We start from the raw sequence: 21419 nt of genomic DNA on the forward strand, positions 1-21419 counted from the left end.
TCCACAAAAATTGTCAAAGGGAATCCCTTGGGTGTCTCTAGGCGTATGCGCCGTATTCCCTTTGAACGCGCGGTGTAAGGCTTTAAACTGGGGCAAAATAACTGGAAACGATTGCGAACATGACGGTCAACATCAAGGACGTCGCCCGGGTTGCCGGTGTATCGGTTTCCACCGTGTCCCGCGCTTTGGGGGAGGGGCCGGTCAGCGCGGAGGTTCGGGAACAGGTGCAGGCGGCGGTACGCGCCACCGGTTACAAGCCCAACCTGTCGGCGCGGCGGCTGCGTTCGCAGCGCACCCAGACCATCGGCTTGATCGTCGCCGACATCCGCAACCCCTTCTTCACCGCCGTCGGCCGGGCGGTGGAGGATGCGGCCTACCGTGCCGGCATGCGGGTTATCCTGTGCAACACCGATGAGGACCCCGCGCGTGAGGCGCTTTACCTGACCCTGATGCAGGAAGAGCGGGTGACGGGGCTGATTTTCGCCCCGACCCGCGCCACCCTCGACCGATTGCAGGCCGATGCCCTGGATTTCCCCATGGTGCTGATCGACCGCGCCGGTCCAGGCGGGCAGTTCGACACCGTGTTGTTGGACAATCGTGAGGCCAGCGCCACCCTGGTCGATCATCTGGTGTCCCGGGGATACACCCGCATCGGCGGCCTGTTCGGTGCCACCAGCACCACCGGCATCGAACGGCGCGACGGCTATCTGGCGGCCATGGCGGCCCGGGGGTTAACGGGGGAGGCGCGCTTCGTGCCGCCGTCGGTGGATGCCGCCGAAAACGCCGCCGCCGCCTGGCTGCGCGAACCAGACCGGCCTCAGGCCCTGCTGGTCAGCAATGGGCTGTTCCTCACCGGCGTGGTGAAGGCCGCCCGCGCCCTGGGCCTGCGCATCCCCCAGGACATCGCCGTCGCGGGCTTCGACAACGAACCCTGGACGGAATTGGTTGAACCGGGCCTGACCGTTATCGAGCAGCCGGTCGAAACCATAGGCCGCGAGGCCATGGCCCTGTTATTCCAGCGCCTGAAGACCCCGGACGCTCCGACCCGCAAAGTGGTGCTCTCCGGCCGTTGCGTCGCCCGGGGCTCGACGGCTGCCCAGCCGCGTGTGTGATGCAGGCCGCCGGCCCGTCTTTGGTTGAGGAATGGATATCCTGCCGATTGGCATCCGGGTCATGCGCCGATCAACTGGGGCGCATTTGATCATAGATGATAAAATTTTACAAAAACCACCGCAATTTGGATGCTGCCTTAGTATTCATCTGATCGATTCTCGATTCTCGCTCGATATTTTCTGCTGCGCCGCAATAATGATGCTGGCGCATAACGCAATTTTTAAATCGTAAAAATGTCAACTGCGCAGACTGAAGCAGGATATGCGACAGGATGACGCGAAATTTACTGGATTTGGCGTATTTCTCTAAGCTTCCAGTTAATGGAATATATCTGACACATCTGCAACTTTATTTTAATTGCGACGTGGCGAAGACCGAGAAAGGCTTTGGTCGTTTGCAACTCTAGGAACGCGTCACCCCGCTATGCATCATGGTGAAATGGATATGGAAGCCTCGCTGGGTGGCGACAGCGAAACGACGGCCAAAGGCGACGCCAATCTTCAGGCGCTGATTGCCTTATTCGCCCTTAACGGGGTGCCCGCCGACAGCGCCCAGTTGCGTCATGAAGCCGGTCATCACGGTGCCCTATCCCCCGCCGATTTAATTCGATCGGCCCGACGCAGGGGATTGCGCGCTAAGGAAGTGGCGTTGGCTTGGGACCGTCTTGCGATAGTCGCCCTGCCGGCCCTTGCAGTCCTGAGGGATGGGGCTTGCGCCTTATTGGTTCGCGCGGCGGCCGATCGCATTCTGATGGTCGATCCCGCTTCGGGCCATCCCACCGTGCTGGGCCGGGCGGAGTTCGAGGCGCGTTGGACGGGACGGCTGATCCTGGCGACCAAGCGCCTGGGGCTGAGCGATCTGGGCCGACGCTTCGACCTCGGCTGGTTCCTGTCGGCCATGCACAAGTACCGCCGGCTGTTGGGCGAGGTGCTGGTGGCGTCCCTGTTCCTGCAAATCTTCGCCCTGGTGTCGCCGCTGTTCTTCCAGGTGGTGGTGGACAAGGTCCTGGTGCATCGGGGCATCAGCACCTTGGACGTGCTGGTCATCGGCCTGGTGGCGGTCTCCTGCTTCGAAAGCCTGCTCAGCGTCCTGCGCACCCACGTCTTTTCCCACACCACCAACCGCATCGATGTCGAGTTGGGGGCGCGGCTGTTCCGCCACCTCATGGCCCTGCCGCTGGCCTATTTCGCCAACCGCCGTGTCGGCGACAGCGTGGCCCGGGTGCGGGAGCTGGAGAACATCCGCAACTTCCTGACTGGCTCGGCCCTGACCCTGGTGGTGGACCTCGTTTTCACCGTCGTCTTCCTCGCGGTCATGCTGGCCTATTCGCCCTTGCTGACCTTGGTGGTGGCGCTGTCGCTGCCGCTCTATGCCATCATCAGCGCCGGTGTCGGCCCGCTGTTCCGCCGCCGGCTGGAGGAGAAATTCCGCCGCGGGTCGGAGAACCAGGCCTTCCTGGTGGAGGCGGTGGGCGGCGCCGAGACGGTGAAGGCCATGGCGGTCGAGCCGCAGTTGCAGCGGCGCTGGGAAAACCAGCTGGCGGAGTATGTCCATGCCGCCTTCCGCGTCACCAGCCTGGGCAATGTCGCCAGCCAGTCCATCCAGCTGATCTCCAAGCTGGTGTCGGCCGCCATCCTCTACTTCGGCGCCGGTGCCGTCATGGCCGGCAAGATGACGGTGGGCGAGCTGGTGGCCTTCAACATGCTGGCCGGCCGTGTCAGTCAGCCGGTGCTGCGCCTGGCCCAGGTGTGGCAGGACTTCCACCAGGCGCGGTTGTCGGTGGAACGGCTGGGTGACATCCTGAATACCCCGACGGAACCGCAAGCGACGCCGGGGCAAGCGGCGCTACCCGGCATCAAGGGCGGGGTGGTGTTCGACCATGTCCGCTTCCGCTACCGCCCCGACACGCCGGCCATGCTGGAGGATCTGTCCCTGACTGTGGCGGCGGGCCAGAGCATCGGCATCGTCGGCCCCTCCGGTTCGGGCAAGAGCACGCTGACCAAGCTGCTGCAGCGGCTGTACGTACCAGAAGGGGGGCGGGTATTGGTGGACGGGGTGGACATCGCCCAGATCGACGCCTCCTGGCTGCGTCGCCAGATTGGCGTGGTGCTGCAGGAGAACGTGCTGCTGGCCGGCACCATCCGCGAGAACATCGCGTTGGCCGATCCGGCCATGCCGCTGGACAAGGTGATGCGGGCCGCCCGGATGGCCGGCGCGCACGACTTCATCCTGGGCCTGCCGCAGGGCTACGACACCGTGGTGGGGGAACGCGGCGCCAGCCTGTCGGGCGGGCAGCGCCAGCGCGTGGCCATCGCCCGCGCCCTGGTCACCGACCCCCGCATCCTGATCTTCGATGAGGCCACCAGCGCGCTGGATTATGATAGCGAGCGCGTGGTGCAGGAGAATCTGGCCGAGATGTGCCGCGGGCGCACCGTCTTCATCGTGGCCCACCGGTTGTCGGCCGTGCGCCACTGCGATCGCATCGTCACGCTGGAGAAAGGGCGGCTGGTGGAAGCCGGCAGCCATGAGGAGCTGGTCCGCGCCGGTGGGCGCTATGCCATGCTGCATCGCCTGCAGGGAGGTCTCCATGGCGTGGGTTGACGGTATCCGGGTGTTGAAGGCCGGCCGTGGCGGCGCCATGCCCCGGCGCAGGGGCGATGAGGTGGCCTTCCTGCCGGCGGCGCTGGAGATCATGGAGACGCCGGCCTCGCCCGTGGGGCGCGCCATCGGCGGCACCATCATCGCCTTCTTCACCCTGGGCCTGGGTTGGAGCTGGCTGGGCCATATCGACATCATCGCCACCGCCTCCGGCCGTATCGTCCCCGCTGGCCGCGTTAAGGTGGTGCAGCCCCTGGAGTCCGGCATCGTTACCGCCATCAACGTGCAGGATGGCGACCATGTGACGGCTGGCCAGGCCCTGATCCAGCTGGACACCACCACCACCACCGCCGACCGCGACCGCGTGGCGGCCGACCTGGCCCAGGCGCGGCTGGACGTGGCCCGCCTGACGGCCTTGCGTGCCGGCATCGCCGGCCAGCCGGTGGCCGCCGCGTTCATCCCACCTGCGGACGCGGCACCCATCTTGGTGGAGCGCGCCCGTGCCGCCACCCTGGCGCAGGAGGCGGCACAGCGGGCCAAGGTGGCGGCGCTCGATCAGCAAATCGCCCAGAAGAAGGCGGAAGCGGAGGAGGTGGCGGTGACCACCGCCAAGCTCATCGCCTCCATCCAACTGTTGGAACAGCAGGTGGAGATGCGGCGCAAGCTGATGGAGATGGAATACGGCAACAAGCTGAGCTTCCTGGAAACCCAGCAGAAGCTGGTGGAAAGCCAGCATGAGCTGACGGCCCAGAAGCAGCGGGTGGAGGAAGCCAGCGCCGCCCGCCTGGCGCTGGAGGGACAGCGCGCCCAGGCGGTGTCGGACTACAGCCACCAAGTGTTGGAGGATTTGGCCGCCGCCAGCCAGAAGGTGGCGGAGCACAGCCAGGACCTGATCAAGGCCGACCAGCGGCTGGGCCAGCAGACGCTGACGGCACCGGTGAGCGGCACGGTGCAGCAACTGGCCGCCCATACCGTGGGCGGCGTGGTCACGCCGGCGCAGTCGCTGCTGGTCGTGGTGCCGGACGATGTGCCCCTGGTGGTGGAGGCCAATATCGACAACAAGGACATCGGCTTCGTCCATCGGGGGCAGGAGGTGGAGATGAAGATCGAAACCTTCACCTTCACCCGCTATGGCTTGGTGCGCGGCCGGGTGCTGGATGTCAGCCGTGACGCGGTGACGCCGGAGCGCGACACGGCCGGCGGAAGTACAGCCCAGCGTACGGGGGGTGACCCGGCTGCCGGTGCCGAGGACCATCCGCCCAGCGCCACCCCCACCTACCTGGCCCATATCGCCCTGGACCGCACCACCCTGATGGTCGACGGCCGCGAGGAAGCGCTGACTACTGGCATGGCGGTGACGGCGGAGATCAAGACAGGACGACGGCGGGTGATCGATTACTTGCTGTCGCCGCTGGGTGAGTATGTGCACGATGGGCTGAAGGAGAGATAGCATGGCGTGTAATGGAATGCGTTCATCATATATTTTTCTGTCAATAATATGCTTCGCATCAATATCCTGCGCTGATAATACTTATGCGGACGGCGTTATATCTAAAACAGACGTTTTTAATATTGAAATACAATCATCGTACATGCTTGATGCGTGCAATATGGGGAAATATGGAGAAAAGTATCGAAAATCAATAATGATAAAGGCAAATAGCTGTAATATTGGAGAAGAAGATATTGTTTCTATAATAAATTTCAACAAAATAGCAGAGGAGAAATTTAAAAAATATCTATCTTCAAATAACGATAAATATCAATGGGCAATTAAAGGCACGCTATCGTGTGAGGATTTTTTAAAAAAAGAAAGTACCTTATCCGTAATCAGGTCAATAGATTCCGGTGATTACATGTCTGTAGACATAACTCACATTCATTGTCAATAATCATAGGGGTTTAAGATGAGCGACTTTCCAGCCAGTGGGCAATGGCAGTTATATTCGATCCAAAAAACATTGCCGGACCTTGGTCAGGTCGGTAGCGTTCTTGGTGCTCATAATTACATTGCATTGGTGAATCCAGATGGAAACGTAACCGAGGAGTTGCATGGATCCTTCTCGAATCATTTCACCATCAATGGCCCAGATGCGGGAAATTATCTAACGGTGGAGATTAAGCAACGGGGCCAATTTATGGCCGACCAAACAATCCTATCAGCAAAAGTCGTTGATTCAGGATCCGAAGCAACAATGACAAGTACATTTCTTGGCATGTATAATTCGGTTGCGGCAGCATTGAATAATACGCACGATCTTTATGACGGTGCGGAATTATTCTCAGATTCTGCAAACAGCAACTCTGTATGGAATACGGCGCTCACATCAATGGGCTACAATTCTTCCCTGTATAATGGATCAATGTCAACGCCGGGTGCGTCAGTCAATTTGCTAAATTCTCCGACCAATAACGACTATATTGGAACTAACAAAGATTCTGGCTGGTCTCAATATCAGCTTCTTTCTGACTTGCCGGCACAGGCAGGCCAGGGTGCAAATCCAACCTCCAATACGCTAATAGATATTGGTGGCCAAGGAAAATATCAAGAGACGGATAAAAATATAGGGATTGAGAATGGGGCGCAAGTTGAAATTGACGGTGACGGTAATACCATAACCGAACAGGGGAACGATACTGCTTGGGTATACGGTAATAACAACAACGACAACATGGCGGCCAACAGCGGCGCCATCGCCGTTTTCTATGGCTCAAACGACACGGCGAACGCCTCGCACGACCTGGTCAATGTCGGCGCCAATTCCTCCGTCGCGGTCAACGGCAACGGCGACAGTGTCGGTTTGATCGGATCCAACGTGTCGGTGAACACCTCCGACAATACTGTCAACATGGTCTCCAACGTTACCGGTGCAGGGATTAACGGCAGCAACAACGACATCAACGCCGGCGCCGGATTCAGCGGCAACGTCTCCGGTTCCCACGATACGGTTAACCTTGATCCCAATGGCGGCGATTATCTGGGCATCTACGGTACGGACCAGAAGGTCAACAACGACACGGGCAACGATTACGCCAATGTGGCCGGCGACGGCACCTCTGTGGACTTCACTGGCACCGGCAACAATTTCGGCGTCGTCAGCAACAACGACGACATCACCGCCTCGCACGACAACATCAACCTGCTGTCTGGCATTTCCGGTGATGACTTCGCCGGCAGCTACGACACATTCAATGCCGGATCAAACGACAGCTTCGATGTTGACGGGTCGGACGATCATGTCAACGGCAACTCTTCGGATAACGTCGACTTCTCTGGTGGTGACTACAGTGGTGACGGCACCTCAGGCGGCGTCGGCGATGAGGATGGTGGCGGTTGGACCGGCGGCGGCGGCTCCTATGGCTACTACGGCGGTTACGGCTTCGCCGGCAGCGCCGCCACGGTGAAGGCGGCGGTGGGCAAGGACGTTGGGGCCATCGCGTCCTATGACCTGGCCAACAGCAACCAGCCGGGCGCGGCAGCGGCCGAGGCTGGTCTGAAGCAAGCGGCGTCCATCGCCGATGCCACAGCCACGGATGGCACGGGCAGCGCCGTGCTGGAAGGCGCCAAGTGGGACAGCCAGGTCGTTACCTGGAGCGTCGGCACCGGCGTGGACGAGGCTGCCACCGCCCAGGCCTTCGCCAGTTGGGCCCAGGCCACGGGCCTGACCTTCCAGGAGGTCAGCGACCCCTCCAAGGCCAACATCCAGATCGATGCCGCCGACTTGGGAACGGACGGCACCGGCATCGTCGGCTACACCACCTACGCCGCCAAGGATGGGGCCCTGGCCCACGCCACGGTGCGGGTGGAGAGCACCGACCAGACGGCCCTGGTGACCAACGCCAGCGGGCAGCAGGTCTATGCCGGCACGGACGCGACCCTGTCGCAAACCTTGCTGCATGAGATCGGCCATGCCCTGGGCTTCGCCGACACCAGCGACCAAGCCTCGGTCATGTACTACGCCCTGGGCGCCAACAACCGCGCCCTGGACGCGACCGATGTCAGCGGCGGCACCAGCCTCTATGGCGGCGCCACCAACCTGGCCCAGCTGACTCAGGCGACGGCCGCCTTTGACAGCAGCGGCTCCTCCGTCTCCTCCCTGGTCGCCGCCAACGACGACGCCCAGGCCTCTACCCTTCTGGCCGCCGGCGGCCACTGACCGCAACACCCACAGCCTGCGCCGCCCTAGAGCGGCGCAGGCACAGTGTAACTCTAACGGAGAGACTGAATTATGGCCGGCACCATCCGCGAGGATATCGCCCTGGCCGCCGCCAGCCAGAAGGTGGCGGAGCACAGCCAGGATCTGATCAAGGCCGATCAGCGCCTGGGCCAGCAGACACTGACGGCACCGGTGAGCGGCACGGTGCAGCAGTTGGCCGCCCATACCGTGGGCGGCGTGGTGACGCCGGCGCAATCGTTGTTGGTCGTGGTGCCGGACGATGTGCCCCTGGTGGTGGAGGCCAATATCGACAACAAGGACATCGGCTTCGTCCATCGGGGGCAGGAAGTGGAGATGAAGATCGAAACCTTCACCTTCACCCGCTATGGCCTGGTGCGCGGCCGGGTGCTGGATGTCAGCCGTGACGCGGTAACGCCGGAGCGCGACACGGCTGGCGGAAATACAGCCCAGCGTGCGGGTGGTGACCCGGCTGCTGGTGCCGAGGACCATCCGCCCGGCACCACCCCCGCCTATCTGGCCCACATCGCCTTGGACCGTACTACCCTGATGGTCGACGGACGCGAGGAAGCGCTGACCACCGGCATGGCGGTGACGGCGGAGATCAAGACGGGGCGACGACGGGTGATCGATTACCTGCTGTCGCCGCTGGGTGAGTATGTGCACGACGGGATGAAGGAGAGGTAGTTTATGGGGATTGCTACGCAATGACGGCGAATTATTATAAGAATTCATGCAGATAACACTCAAATAATTAATAAATCGTTAATTATGTGACGCATTTCGCCACAATAATTATTAAAATTATAAATTACTTGTTAGGTAAAACGAGGAAGTAATGACAAAATATCCATTTTTGTAATATTGTGTAAAATAACTGATGGAGAAACTATGAAATACAATGTAGCTGGTGGCGGTTATATGGCCGCAATTATCAAGAGATATTATGGATTAGCGACTGTATCAAGAACGTTAATATTGTGCTTTTTGGTGTCGTCGTGTTCTTCAAACGATAAAATAGAACTTGTTGATAAAAATGGGAACATAGTGACTTGTAGTTCTGGCAATTACTTTCTTGAAGAAGGGGACCCGCAGGTAATGGCGCTCTCCCAATGCCGAAGAGCATGCGCAAGGTTTGGATTTCAACCACTAAACAAAGATAAGTTTAGGGATAGTGTTCCTGGAGATCCAAATCCTAAATATGCCAAAGACATCCCAGAAAAATGTAAAAATTAGCAGTGAAACGATCAAACATAGAGAAAGGTCTGTGAAATGAGTGATTTTCCAGCGACAGGATCATGGGTAATTGTTTCTATGGAAAAGACCCTTCCGTATTTAGGGCAACTAGGTGCTTTTGCCGGGACCCACAATTACATAGCTTTGGTCGACCCAAATGGAAACATTCAGGAAGAACTACATGGGGAGCCGAGCAAAGGATTTGCTATAAACGGCGGCGTAGCCGGGGACTACCTTAAAGCAATAATTGTTGGCCCTAACGGATATTTACCAGATCAGTCTGTGCTATCTGCCAAACCTGTTCTTTATGGTGACCAGGAGGCGGTTACAGATGCTTTCTATACGATGTATAATCATGTGGTTGATGATCTTAACTCATCACATGATCTATATAACGGCGCCAATGTAGACCCGACGGCTTCTTCTTATAATAGTAATTCCGTATGGAATACGGCACTGAGGTCTCTTGGATATACCGATACTTCTTCTTATAGTGGGCCTGGAGGGGTTCCTGGTAGTAGTGTTGATCTTTCAACTGCGCCTAGCAACAATCCGTATGTTGGAACTCCTCAGGATTCGGGGTGGGTGCAATTTAATTACTTGCCGAACGGCCAAACAAGCGATGGTCCGGTAAATAGCCCTACATCAAGCTCGGAAATCGACTTATCTGGAAATGTAGGATCCATATCTCAGTCAGATACCAACATCCATATCGAAAATGGTGCGGAGGTTTCAATAAACGGTGACGCAAATAACGTATCGCAAGATGGAAATTCAACGACATTTATTACAGGATCTAATAACTCCGACACCCTGTCGGCAGGAGGAAACTCCGTCGTTCTGTTCAACGGTGCCAACGAGACCGCCAGCTCCTCCGGTGGCAATACCATCGATTTCTACAACAACACCTCTGGAACGGTGCAAGGCAACGGCAACGCCGTCGGTCTGGTCGGCTCCAACGTTTCCGTGACCACATCTGACAACACCGTCAACATGATCTCCAACGTCACGAACGCGGTGGTCTACGGCAACAATGACGACATCAACGCCGGTGCGGGGTTTAGTGGCAACGTCCAGGGTTCGCATGACACTGTGAACATGGACCCGAACAGCGGCTCCTATCTGGGCATCTACGGCACGGATCAGAAGGTCAACAACGACACCGGCAACGATTACGCTAACGTGGCCGGCGATGGCACGTCGGTGGACTTCACCGGTAGTGGTAATAATTTCGGCGTCGTCAGCAACAACGACGACATCACCGCTTCGCACGACAACATCAACCTGCTGTCTGGCATTTCCGGCGATGATTTCGACGGCAGCTACGACACATTCAATGCCGGATCAAACGACAGCTTCGATGTTGACGGGTCGGACGATCATGTCAGCGGCAACTCTTCGGATAACGTCGACTTCTCTGGTGGTGACTACAGTGGTGACGGCACCTCAGGCGGCGTCGGCGATGAGGATGGTGGCGGTTGGACCGGCGGCGGCGGCTCCTATGGCTACTACGGCGGTTACGGCTTCGCCGGCAGCGCCGCCACGGTGAAGGCGGCGGTGGGCAAGGACGTTGGGGCCATCGCGTCCTATGACCTGGCCAACAGCAACCAGCCGGGCGCGGCAGCGGCCGAGGCTGGTCTGAAGCAAGCGGCGTCCATCGCCGATGCCACAGCCACGGATGGCACGGGCAGCGCCGTGCTGGAAGGCGCCAAGTGGGACAGCCAGGTCGTTACCTGGAGCGTCGGCACCGGCGTGGACGAGGCTGCCACCGCCCAGGCCTTCGCCAGTTGGGCCCAGGCCACGGGCCTGACCTTCCAGGAGGTCAGCGACCCCTCCAAGGCCAACATCCAGATCGATGCCGCCGACTTGGGAACGGACGGCACCGGCATCGTCGGCTACACCACCTACGCCGCCAAGGATGGGGCCCTGGCCCACGCCACGGTGCGGGTGGAGAGCACCGACCAGACGGCCCTGGTGACCAACGCCAGCGGGCAGCAGGTCTATGCCGGCACGGACGCGACCCTGTCGCAAACCTTGCTGCATGAGATCGGCCATGCCCTGGGCTTCGCCGACACCAGCGACCAAGCCTCGGTCATGTACTACGCCCTGGGCGCCAACAACCGCGCCCTGGACGCGACCGATGTCAGCGGCGGCACCAGCCTCTATGGCGGCGCCACCAACCTGGCCCAGCTGACTCAGGCGACGGCCGCCTTTGACAGCAGCGGCTCCTCCGTCTCCTCCCTGGTCGCCGCCAACGACGACGCCCAGGCTTCAACCCTCCTGGCCGCCAGCGGCCACTGACCGCAGCACGCGCAGCCTGCGCCGCTCTTGAGCGGCGCAGGTGCCCTGGAAGACAGGTCCAGGGATGGAATTCATTGAGTGTCCGCGCGACATGAATATTAAATAGCCGGGGCAGATTGATATGATGAATCGCTTAAATCCATATATTTATTCAAAATATATGTCAGATTCATTTTATAAGATTCTGGTTCTGTTTGCTCTTTCACTTGATTCTTGCGCTTCAAATGACAAAATTGATCTCATTGATAAGCATGGCGATATTGTTGCCTGTAGGTCCGGAGACTATTTTCTTGAGGAGGGCGACCCTCAAGTAAGAAATATGGGCGAATGTCTAAAAGCATGTGCCAGATATGGATACCAGCCAATAGATAAGAATAAATTTAACGACAGCGTTCCTGGGAACCCAAATCCAAGATACACTGAGGGAATTCCGAGTAAATGCATGAGGGGAGCATCAAATTAACTGCTCCTCCTGACGGCCAGGGGCCGCTGACACCTGCACTGACGGCCGGCGTGCCCCGACGCCGGCGACCTTGCCACGACGGTTCAAATGACTCACACAGTCCACGCCATCTCCGGCTTGCCCCGCGCCGGCTCTACGCTGCTATCCGCCCTGCTGCGGCAGAACCCCCGGTTCCACGCGGCCATGACCAGCCCCGTCGCCATGCTGTGCGGGACCCTGCACCAGAAGATGGTGGGGGGTGAGTTCGGCGTCTTCTTCGACGACGACCGCCGGGCCGCGATGCTGCGTGGCGTCTTCAAGTCCTTTTACGCCGATGTTCCCCCAAGCAGCACCGTGTTCGATACCAACCGCACCTGGACGGGCCGTGCGTCGGTGTTGGGCGAACTCTACCCCGACAGCCGCATCATCTGTTGCGTGCGGGATGTCAGCTGGATCATCGACAGCATTGAGCACATGCTGAACAAGAACCCGCTGCAGCTATCGCGCGTGTTCAATTTCCAGCCCGGCGCTTCGGTCTACGCGCGTGTGGACACCTTGATGAACTCCGACAGCGGCCTCATCGGCCTGGCCTGGAGCACCCTGCGGGAGGCGTGGTTCGGCAGCCAGGCGCACCGACTGATCGTCGTGCCTTACGACCATCTGGTCAAGGCGCCGGAGCGCACGCTCTCCCGCCTCTATGAAGCTCTGGGGGAGGCGCCCTTCGCTCACGATTTCGAGAACGTCGTCTATGACGAGCCGGACTACGACGCCCTTCTTGGCATGCCCGGCTTGCACAAGGTTCGGGAGAGGGTGGAATACCGGGAGCGGAAAACCTGCCTGCCGCCTGACATCTTCGCCAAGTACACCAGTGCCAACTTCTGGACCAAGCCGGAACTCAACACCAAAGGCGTGCGGATCATATAGGATCATGAGACCACCGATTATTCTCCACATCGTCATCGCAGCCTTCATTGCCGGCTTTCTTGGTGGCGCCATGAATGCCGCGCATGCGATGGACACGGCGGATCCGCGCCCCTTACCGCCAGCGCCCTGGCATGAACAGGTCCTGATGGTGCCTGGTGATCCGGAACGGCCAGCGAAATTGCAGGTTACCTTGTTGCTGCCGGATGGGCCCGGGCCCTTTCCCCTGGCCATCATGAACCATGGCTCGGCGAAGCGGCGCCAATCCCCAAAAGACATGCCGCGCTATAGCGCCTCCTTCGCCGCGTATTATTTCCTGTCCCGGGGGTACGCGGTCCTGCTGCCCATGATGCGGGGGTTCGCCGGGTCTGAGGGCCGGATTCAGACACATGGCTGCAATTTGGCTGGAACGGCGGTAGAGGATGCCAAGGATATCCTGGCGGCCGCGGTCGCCTTGACTGACAACCAAGCCATCGACCTTCACCGTATCGTCGTTGCCGGCCAGAGCTTCGGCGGTTGGAACAGCTTGGCGTTTGCGGCCTTCAATCCGCCGGGGGTCAAAGCGGTAATCAATTTCGCCGGCGGCATGGTTGAGGGGGATTGTGATCGCGGCCGCGAATCCTTGGCGAAAGGGGCGGCGCAGCTGGGCGCCTTGACCCACATTCCCAGCATCTGGTTCTACGGTGATAATGACAGCCTGTTTCCGCCCGCCACCTGGCGCCTGATGCATGAACGGTACACCGAGGCCGGCGGTAATGCCCGCCTTGTGGATGTCGGCACATTCATGGACGACTCCCACCAGCTATTAAGCTACACGGAAGGCTTGGCGATCTGGGTGCCCCAGGTTGATGCTTTCCTTTCGGAGCAGGGGCTGCCCAGCCAGAACCTGCATCCGGAATACCTGCCCACGCCATTTCCGCCCGCTAGCGGGTACGCCGCCGCCACCGACGTGGACGCAGTGCCCTACCTGAACGATAAGGGGCGAGAGCTTTACCGGCAATTCCTGACGAAACCGCTGCCGCGCGCCTTCATCTTGGCACCGCACGGTTTCTCCGGCGCCTTCGACCAGGGCTTCGACCCGATCGCCCGCGGGCTGGATGCGTGTCGAAAGGTGACCGAGGGGTGCCAACTTTATGCGGTGGACAATGATGTCGTTTGGACACGCCCAACGCCGGCACCGGCCCCCAGCGGTTTCGCCACCATCGATAACGCAACGGCTGTGCCTTATCTGGATGGTCGTGGGCGAGAGGGCTATGTCCGATACACCACGCTCCACCGTCCCAAGGCTTTTGTCATCGCGCCGGATGGCGGATGGTATTTCTCCAGCGGCACCTTTGATCCTATCGCCCGGGCCATGACCGGTTGCTCGGAAAAGCATCCGGGATGCCGTCTCTATGCCGTGGATGGTGATGTCGTCTGGGTGAACCAGGCCACGAACTGATGCCCGGTGTTAATCGGTGTGCAGCCTGGTTGCCGATCGGCGCGGTATCCGTTTGATTCTATTGAAGTCGGTGGGGTCATTTACCTGCGCCGATTTACACGCTGAGCCGGCGCAGACAGATTTCGTCATCCTCGACGACGATGAGGTGGCCGGCTTCCTGCACGGCACCCCGCTTGGCCGGCGTGACCTCTTCGCGGTAGCGGCGGAGGAGGGCCCCCAGGGTGGTGCTGTCGGCCTGGCTGTGGTCGAGGAAGACCCGGCGGTCCATGTCGGTCTCGACGGACTTGGCCCAGCGCTCAGCGTCCTTGCTTCTTCCCGAAGGTCTTGGAGACGGGCTTGTGGCCGACGAGACGGACCTTGGCCTGGTAACCGATGACCTGGCCTTCGCGATTCTCTCGGGGGGTAATGGTGGCCATGGCGGGGAGGCATCCTCGCAGAGTTCCGCGAGGTCGACTGTCACGTAACTGTCCCGTAAAAATCCAGCCAAAACGCTGGAAGTATGGCGTCCCCTAGGGGATTCGAACCCCTGTTACCGCCGTGAGAGGGCGGTGTCCTAGGCCTCTAGACGAAGGGGACGAGGCCGTGTGAGGCCGGTGATGTACGCGAAGCCTCCGGGGCGGTCAAGGCTTTATTTCAGAAAAATTTAAAGGCGTGCTGGGATGGGCGCGCGCGGCTGCTTTTTGCTTTAGGGGGGGCGGTGAGGGGCCGGGAACCAGAGCGTGGTCTTGGCGGTTCATGCCCAGTCTCGGTTGTCTCAGCCTTGGTCGTAAGGGGTTTCCAGTTGCGAGGACGTGTCGCTGATGGCTGCGCTGCGACAGTCCCCAGGAGCAGGGGATGACGCGGTTGGTCGTCGCAAAGGAGCGGCTTATCAACGGGGTGACCCGGTCTGGTTGTGCCCTCATTCCTTCATGCGAGTCCCTGTTGTCGCGGTGCAGCAGACATGCAAAGCTGATGCAGCGATGTCTTCTTCTCTTGAAAGGATCGACAGCGTGATTGATGAGCCTGTTCCGCCCGCGTCTCCCGACACCGCGGAGAGTGTCCCTCCGGCCATTTCCCCGAATGACGGGCCCGACAGCGATGGAGGCTTGGCCACGGAACAGGCGGTGCCGACCCCGGCACCAGCGGATCCAGCACCAGTGGATAGCGACGCGATGCGGGCCGCCATCGTCGCCAAGCTGATGTACGCCGTGGGCAAGAACCCCGAGGTGGCCAGCAAGCGCGACTGGTTCATCGCCACCACGCTGGCGGTGCGTGACCGCATCGTGGACCAGTGGATGGCCTCCACCCGCGCCACCTACGAGTTCAAGCGCAAGCGGGTCTATTACCTGTCGCTGGAATTCCTGATCGGCCGCCTGCTGATCGACGCGTTGATGGAAACCGGACTGACCGAGCCGGTGCGCGAGGCGTTGGAAAGCGTCGGCGTCGACCTTGACGAATTGCGTAAGATCGAGCCGGATGCCGCCTTGGGCAATGGCGGCCTGGGCCGCCTGGCCGCCTGTTTTATGGAAAGCATGGCGACATTGCAGATCGCCGCCCATGGCTACGGCATCCGCTATGACCATGGCCTGTTCCGCCAGGCCATCAAGGATGGCTGGCAGCGGGAATATCCGGAAAACTGGCTGACCTTCGGCAACCCCTGGGAGTTCGAGCGGCCGGAGGTCGATTATTCCGTTGGTTTCGGCGGCTCGGTTGAAACGGTAGAGGTCAATGAGGAGGTGACCCGCCATTATTGGCGGCCGGAGGAGACGGTGGACGCGATCGCTTTCGACACGCCGGTGCCCGGGTGGCGTGCCCGCCATGTCAACACCCTGCGCCTGTGGTCCGCCCGCGCGCCGGACGCCCTGCGCCTGGACGCCTTCAACCAGGGCGATCATGTCGGCGCCCTGGCCGCCCGCGTGCGGCTGGAGGCCATTTCCAAGGTGCTGTACCCCAGCGACGCCACCCCGGCCGGCCAGGAACTGCGCCTGCGCCAGGAATATTTCTTCGTGTCCGCCTCCATGCAGGACATCATCCGCCGGCATAAGCAGCACCATGGCGACCTGGAATTGCTGCCGGAAAAGGTGGCCATCCAGCTGAACGACACCCATCCGGCCATCGCCATCGCCGAACTGATGCGGGTGCTGATCGACCTGGAGGATTTCGACTGGGACCAAGCCTGGGAGATCACCACGGCCGTGTTCTCCTACACCAACCACACCCTGTTGCCTGAGGCTCTGGAAAGCTGGCCCGTTCCGCTTATGGAACGGTTGCTGCCCCGGCATATGCAGATCATCTACATGATCAACGCCCGTCATCTGGATACCGTGCGCTCCCGTGGGGAGCATGACGGCGGCGTGTTGTCCGAACTGTCCCTGATCGATGAGACGCACGGCCGGCGCGTGCGCATGGGCAACCTGGCCTTTGTCGGGTCCCACAAGATCAATGGCGTTTCGGCCCTGCACTCAGACCTGGTCAAGCGCACCCTGTTCCACCAGTTGGACCGTTTCTACCCCGACCGTATTGTCAACAAGACCAACGGCATCACCTTCCGCCGCTGGCTGTTCGAGGCCAACCCCGGCCTGACCCAGCTGCTGGTGGACTGCTGCGGCCCCAAGGTCATGGACGATCCCATGGCCCTGGCGGACTTCGAGAAGTACGCCGGCGACGCCGCCGTGGTGGACAAGTTCCGTGCCATCCGCCGCGCCAAGAAGGCGGAATTGGCCAACCTGATCCGCCGCCGCTTGGATGTGTCGGTCAGCCCCGACGCCCTGTTCGATGTGCAGATCAAGCGCATCCACGAATACAAGCGTCAGCTGCTGAACATCCTGGAGATCGTGGCGCTGTACGACGCCATCCGCGCCAATCCCGGCGGCAACTGGGTGCCGCGCGTCAAGATTTTCGCTGGCAAGGCCGCCGCCAGCTATCACCAGGCCAAGCTGATCATCAAGCTGGCCAACGACGTCGCCCGCGTGGTCAATCGCGATCCGGTGGTCCGCCGCCTGCTGAAGGTGGTCTTCCTGCCCAACTACAACGTCAGCCTGGCGGAGGCCATCATCCCCGCCGCCGACCTGTCGGAACAGATTTCCACCGCGGGCATGGAGGCGTCGGGCACCGGCAACATGAAGCTGGCGCTGAACGGTGCCTTGACCATCGGCACGTTGGACGGCGCCAACGTCGAAATCCGGGAGCATGTCGGCGACGACAACATCTTCATTTTCGGCCTGACCACCGAGCAGGTGGACGAGCGGCGGCGCAAGGGCATCGACATGGCCGACGTCATCGCCGCTTCGCCTAAGCTGGAGGAAGTGCTGGACGCCGTCGGTTCCGGCGTGTTCTCGCCGGGTGACACCGGGCGCTTCGGTGATCTGGTCAATGCCGTGCGCTACCACGATTATTTCATGGTGGCGGCCGACTTCGACGCCTATTACACCGCCCAGCGCGCGGTGGACGCGCGTTGGCACGATACGCCGGCGTGGTGGCGCTCCGCCATCATCAACACGGCGCGCATGGGCTTCTTCTCCTCCGACCGGGCCATCGCGGAATACGCCACCGACATCTGGGGCCTGCCGAAGCCGGCGCTCCCGAGCGCCGGTTGAGGAAGGGCTGATGGCGCGGGCGAAAGGTGGCTCAGGCTGGACGGCGGACCCGGAGGATATTGGCGCCCTGCTGGGCGCCCGGCATGACGACCCGTTCGGCGTGCTGGGGCCGCACACGATGGGGCGGGGCACGGTCATCCGTGCCTTTGTGCCCGGGGCGGAAACGGTGGAGGCCGTGGACGCGGAGGGCGGCGTCATCGCGCCGCTGACCCGTGTGCATGACGGTGGCGTGTTCGAGGGCAAGGTGACGGGGCGCAAGGGCCGCTTCCGCTATCGCCTGAGGTGCGCCAACGCCGGCGGGGGGTGGGAGTTCGACGACCCCTACGGCTTTGGCCCCATCCTGGGCCCGACTGATGACTACCTGTTCGCCGAGGGCACGCACAAGCAGCTCTATGAGAAGCTGGGCGCCCACCCCAAGGAGCACGAGGGCGTGCCTGGCGTGCATTTCGCCGTCTGGGCGCCGAACGCCCGCCGGGTGTCGGTGGTGGGCGACTTCAACGCCTGGGATGGCCGGCGCCACCAGATGCGCCGGCGCGTCGACAGCGGCGTGTGGGAGATTTTCGCCCCCGGCTTGGGGGAGGGGGCGATCTACAAATATGAGATCGTGGGTGCCGATAATGCGGTCCTGCCGCTGAAGGCCGACCCCTTCGGTTTCGCCAGCGAGCTGCGCCCCTCCACCGCCAGTGTCGTCGCCCGGACGGATCGGTTCTCCTGGGCGGATGACGCCCATATGGCGCATCTGAAGACCATGGACGCCCGTCGCGCACCCATCAGCATCTATGAGGTCCATCTGGGCTCCTGGCGGCGGGGCGAGGGCGGGCGCTACCTCACCTGGGATGAACTGGCGGACCAGCTGGTTCCCTATGCCGCCGACATGGGCTTCACCCATCTTGAATTCCTGCCCATCTCCGAATTTCCCTTCGATCCGTCCTGGGGCTACCAGCCCATCGGGCTGTTCGCGCCCACGGCCCGCTTCGGCACCCCCGACGGTTTCGCCCGCCTGGTGGACCGGGCGCACCGCGCCGGGCTGGGGGTGCTGCTGGACTGGGTTCCGGCCCATTTCCCCACGGACGTGCATGGCCTCGCCCGGTTCGATGGCACGGCCTTGTACGAGCACCAGGACCCCCGCCAGGGCTTCCACCCCGATTGGAAGACCGCCATCTACAATTTCGGCCGGCGCGAGGTGGTGAACTATCTGGCGGCCAACGCCCTTTATTGGCTCGACCGTTTCCACGTCGATGGCCTGCGCGTGGATGCCGTCGCCTCCATGCTCTACCTCGACTATTCCCGCAAGGAGGGGGAGTGGATCCCCAACCGGGAGGGCGGGAACCAGAACCTGGAGGCGGTCGCCTTCCTGCGCACCATCAATACCCTGGTTTATGGCGAGCATCCCGGCGCCCTGACCGTGGCGGAGGAATCCACCTCCTGGCCCGGCGTGTCGCAGCCGGCCCATACCGGTGGCCTGGGCTTCGGCTTCAAATGGAACATGGGGTGGATGCACGACACCCTGGATTACGTGTCCAAGGAACCGGTGCACCGTAAATGGCACCATGACAAGCTGACCTTCGGCCTGCTCTACGCCTTTTCCGAAAACTTCGTCTTGCCTCTCAGCCACGACGAGGTGGTCTACGGCAAGCGATCCATCATCGAGAAGATACCCGGCGACGACTGGCAGAAATTCGCCACCGCCCGGGCCTACTACGCCTTCATGTGGGGCCACCCCGGCAAGAAGCTGCTGTTCATGGGGCAGGAGTTCGGCCAGCGCGCCGAATGGAATTTCGAACAGGGGCTGGATTGGCACCTGCTGGGCGATTCCCGGCATGAGGGGCTGCGCCGCCTGATCCGCGACCTGAACGCCGGCTATCGCCGCGAAGGGGCCCTGCACCAGACCGATTGCCTACCTGATGGTTTCCGCTGGAGCGTGGTGGATGACCGCGACCAGTCGGTGATCGCCTTCTTGCGCTTCGCGGATCCCAACTCGGGACAGGGCGGGCGGCCGGTGGCCGTGCTGTGCAACTTCACCCCGGTGCCGCGCCCGGCCTACCGCGTCGGCTTGCCGGCGGCGGGCCGGTGGCTGGAAATCCTGAACACGGATGCGGCCGCCTATGGCGGGTCCGGCATGGGCAATCTGGGTGCCGTCCTGGCCACGGACCAGCCATCGCACGGCTTGCCGGCGTCGGCCGAGGTGACGTTGCCGCCGCTGGCCACGCTGTGGCTGGCCCTTGATGAGCATCAAGGCTGACAAGACGGGATGATTTGACAATTTCGGGCGGTACCAATAGCCGCCCCCAGGGAGGGAAAGACCGTGACAGGCCCCGTTAAGCGTATGTCCAGGGCGTCCAGTGACCGTTTCGTTGGCAGGGGGCCGCTGGCCCGACACGCCATGGCTTACGTCCTGGCCGGTGGCCGCGGGTCCCGCCTCATGGAACTGACCGACCGCCGGGCCAAGCCCGCCGTCTATTTCGGCGGCAAGTCGCGCATCATCGACTTCGCGTTGTCCAACGCGCTGAACTCGGGCATCCGCCGCATCGGCGTCGCCACCCAGTACAAGGCGCACAGCCTGATCCGCCACCTGCAGCACGGCTGGAACTTCTTCCGCCCGGAACGGAACGAGAGCTTCGACATCCTGCCGGCGTCCCAGCGCGTGTCGGAGGAGCATTGGTACGAGGGCACGGCCGATGCCGTGTACCAGAACCTGGACATCATCCAGGATTATGAGCCGCGCTACATGGTCATCCTGGCTGGCGACCATATCTACAAGATGGATTACGAGTTGATGCTGCAGCAGCACGTCGACTCTGGCGCCGACGTCACGGTGGGCTGCCTCGAGGTCTCCAAGGAAGAGGCCCGCAGCTTCGGCGTGATGCACGTGGATGCGCACGACCGCATCATTTCCTTCGTGGAAAAGCCCAAGGATCCGCCCACCATGCCGGGGTCGGCGGACCGCTGCCTGGCGTCCATGGGCATCTATGTCTTCAACACCGAGTTCCTGTTCGACCAGTTGCGCCGCGACGCTGCGGAGCCCGGTTCCTCCCGCGATTTCGGCAAGGACATCATTCCCTACATCGTGAAGCACGGGAAGGCGGTGGCCCACCACTTCTCCCGCTCCTGCGTCCGCTCCAGTTCCGAGGCCCAGCCCTATTGGCGCGACGTCGGCACCGTCGACGCCTATGCCGAGGCCAATCTGGACCTGACCGACCTGGTGCCGGACCTGGATCTGTACGACAACGACTGGCCCATCTGGACCTATAGCGAGATCACGCCGCCCGCCAAGTTCGTCCATGACGAGGAGGGGCGGCGCGGACAGGCCATCTCCTCCCTGGTGTCCGGTGGCTGCATCGTTTCCGGCGCGTCGCTGAAGCGGTCGCTGCTGTTCACAGGTGTGCGCGTCAACTCCTTCTCCTCCGTGGAAAACGCGGTGCTGCTGCCCTATGTCGATGTCGCCCGCTCGGCGCGGCTCACCGGGGTCGTCGTCGATCGCGGTGTCACCATCCCATCCGGCCTGGTGGTGGGGGAGGATCCGGAGGAGGACGCGCGGCGTTTCCGGCGCACGGCCAACGGCGTCTGCCTCATCACTCAAGCCATGATCGACCGCCTGAAGGTCTGAAGGATAGATG

Annotated in this window: 12 protein-coding genes and 1 tRNA gene; 11 read left to right on the forward strand and 2 right to left on the reverse strand. The window is 61.4% G+C overall.

Annotated features, from left to right (window positions below):
- Positions 1–119 precede the first annotated feature (119 nt).
- From UCD39_RS08750 to UCD39_RS08785, 8 genes are all read left to right on the forward strand, one after another.
- The gene (locus tag UCD39_RS08750) at positions 120–1112 is read left to right on the forward strand and encodes a LacI family DNA-binding transcriptional regulator (RefSeq protein WP_330495665.1); all 993 of its coding nucleotides are present in this window, start codon (positions 120–122) and stop codon (positions 1110–1112) included.
- A 445-nt stretch (positions 1113–1557) separates the two neighbouring features.
- Positions 1558–3714 carry a type I secretion system permease/ATPase gene (locus UCD39_RS08755; RefSeq protein WP_330496528.1) on the forward strand — a complete coding sequence of 719 codons (2157 nt, stop codon included), beginning with the start codon at positions 1558–1560 and terminating at the stop codon, positions 3712–3714.
- Positions 3701–5161 carry an HlyD family type I secretion periplasmic adaptor subunit gene (locus UCD39_RS08760; protein WP_330495666.1) on the forward strand — a complete coding sequence of 487 codons (1461 nt, stop codon included), beginning with the start codon at positions 3701–3703 and terminating at the stop codon, positions 5159–5161. The genes UCD39_RS08755 and UCD39_RS08760 overlap by 14 nt, the downstream gene beginning before the upstream one ends.
- Positions 5162–6383: 1222 nt before the next feature.
- Positions 6384–7868, forward strand: coding sequence for a matrixin family metalloprotease (locus UCD39_RS08765; protein ID WP_330495667.1), 1485 nt, complete (start codon positions 6384–6386; stop codon positions 7866–7868).
- Between the two features lie 72 nt (positions 7869–7940).
- Positions 7941–8573 carry a beta-barrel domain-containing protein gene (locus UCD39_RS08770; protein WP_330495668.1) on the forward strand — a complete coding sequence of 211 codons (633 nt, stop codon included), beginning with the start codon at positions 7941–7943 and terminating at the stop codon, positions 8571–8573.
- Positions 8574–10088: 1515 nt separating this feature from the next.
- Positions 10089–11423, forward strand: coding sequence for a matrixin family metalloprotease (locus UCD39_RS08775; RefSeq protein ID WP_330495669.1), 1335 nt, complete (start codon positions 10089–10091; stop codon positions 11421–11423).
- A gap of 550 nt (positions 11424–11973) precedes the next feature.
- Positions 11974–12789 (forward strand): sulfotransferase family protein, encoded by an 816-nt coding sequence (locus UCD39_RS08780; protein ID WP_330495670.1) that lies wholly within the window; start codon positions 11974–11976, stop codon positions 12787–12789.
- A gap of 4 nt (positions 12790–12793) precedes the next feature.
- Positions 12794–14227, forward strand: a complete 1434-nt coding sequence (locus tag UCD39_RS08785) for an alpha/beta hydrolase family protein (protein ID WP_330495671.1) — start codon at positions 12794–12796, stop codon at positions 14225–14227.
- A 94-nt stretch (positions 14228–14321) separates the two neighbouring features.
- On the opposite strand, the gene UCD39_RS08790 is transcribed toward UCD39_RS08785, so the two are convergent.
- Together UCD39_RS08790 and UCD39_RS08795 are read right to left on the reverse strand one after the other, a co-directional pair.
- Positions 14322–14495, reverse strand: a complete 174-nt coding sequence (locus UCD39_RS08790) for a hypothetical protein (protein ID WP_330495672.1) — start codon at positions 14493–14495, stop codon at positions 14322–14324.
- Between the two features lie 232 nt (positions 14496–14727).
- Positions 14728–14803 (reverse strand) — tRNA-Glu (locus UCD39_RS08795).
- Positions 14804–15363: 560 nt separating this feature from the next.
- On the opposite strand from UCD39_RS08795, the gene UCD39_RS08800 reads away from it, so the two are divergent.
- The 3 genes from UCD39_RS08800 (at position 15364) to glgC (ending at position 21409) form a co-directional block, all read left to right on the forward strand.
- A complete protein-coding gene (locus UCD39_RS08800; protein ID WP_442943604.1) occupies positions 15364–17802 on the forward strand; it encodes a glycogen/starch/alpha-glucan phosphorylase in 2439 nt (812 codons plus the stop codon).
- A gap of 10 nt (positions 17803–17812) precedes the next feature.
- Positions 17813–20044: a 1,4-alpha-glucan branching protein GlgB gene (gene glgB / locus UCD39_RS08805; protein WP_330495673.1), complete on the forward strand. Its 2232-nt coding sequence runs from the start codon at positions 17813–17815 to the stop codon at positions 20042–20044.
- A gap of 84 nt (positions 20045–20128) precedes the next feature.
- Entirely contained in the window at positions 20129–21409 is a 1281-nt protein-coding gene (glgC, locus tag UCD39_RS08810) for a glucose-1-phosphate adenylyltransferase (RefSeq protein WP_145736930.1), read from the forward strand.
- The last annotated feature ends 10 nt before the right edge of the window (positions 21410–21419 follow it).

It is taken from the genome of Nitrospirillum karajorum (assembly GCF_036348415.1).
In the GTDB taxonomy this organism is placed as follows: Bacteria; Pseudomonadota; Alphaproteobacteria; order Azospirillales; family Azospirillaceae; genus Nitrospirillum; species Nitrospirillum amazonense_B.

What these genes read in the sequence shown, in the direction of transcription:
- UCD39_RS08760 (WP_330495666.1), top strand. Translation starts at nt 3,701, where the DNA reads ATGGCGTGGGTTGACGGTATCCGGGTGTTGAAGGCCGGCCGTGGCGGC.
- UCD39_RS08785 (WP_330495671.1), top strand. Translation starts at nt 12,794, where the DNA reads ATGAGACCACCGATTATTCTCCACATCGTCATCGCAGCCTTCATTGCC.
- UCD39_RS08755 (WP_330496528.1), top strand. Translation starts at nt 1,558, where the DNA reads ATGGAAGCCTCGCTGGGTGGCGACAGCGAAACGACGGCCAAAGGCGAC.
- UCD39_RS08750 (WP_330495665.1), top strand. Translation starts at nt 120, where the DNA reads ATGACGGTCAACATCAAGGACGTCGCCCGGGTTGCCGGTGTATCGGTT.
- UCD39_RS08790 (WP_330495672.1), bottom strand. Translation starts at nt 14,495, where the DNA reads ATGGACCGCCGGGTCTTCCTCGACCACAGCCAGGCCGACAGCACCACC.
- UCD39_RS08770 (WP_330495668.1), top strand. Translation starts at nt 7,941, where the DNA reads ATGGCCGGCACCATCCGCGAGGATATCGCCCTGGCCGCCGCCAGCCAG.
- glgB (WP_330495673.1), top strand. Translation starts at nt 17,813, where the DNA reads ATGGCGCGGGCGAAAGGTGGCTCAGGCTGGACGGCGGACCCGGAGGAT.
- glgC (WP_145736930.1), top strand. Translation starts at nt 20,129, where the DNA reads ATGTCCAGGGCGTCCAGTGACCGTTTCGTTGGCAGGGGGCCGCTGGCC.
- UCD39_RS08765 (WP_330495667.1), top strand. Translation starts at nt 6,384, where the DNA reads ATGGCGGCCAACAGCGGCGCCATCGCCGTTTTCTATGGCTCAAACGAC.
- UCD39_RS08780 (WP_330495670.1), top strand. Translation starts at nt 11,974, where the DNA reads ATGACTCACACAGTCCACGCCATCTCCGGCTTGCCCCGCGCCGGCTCT.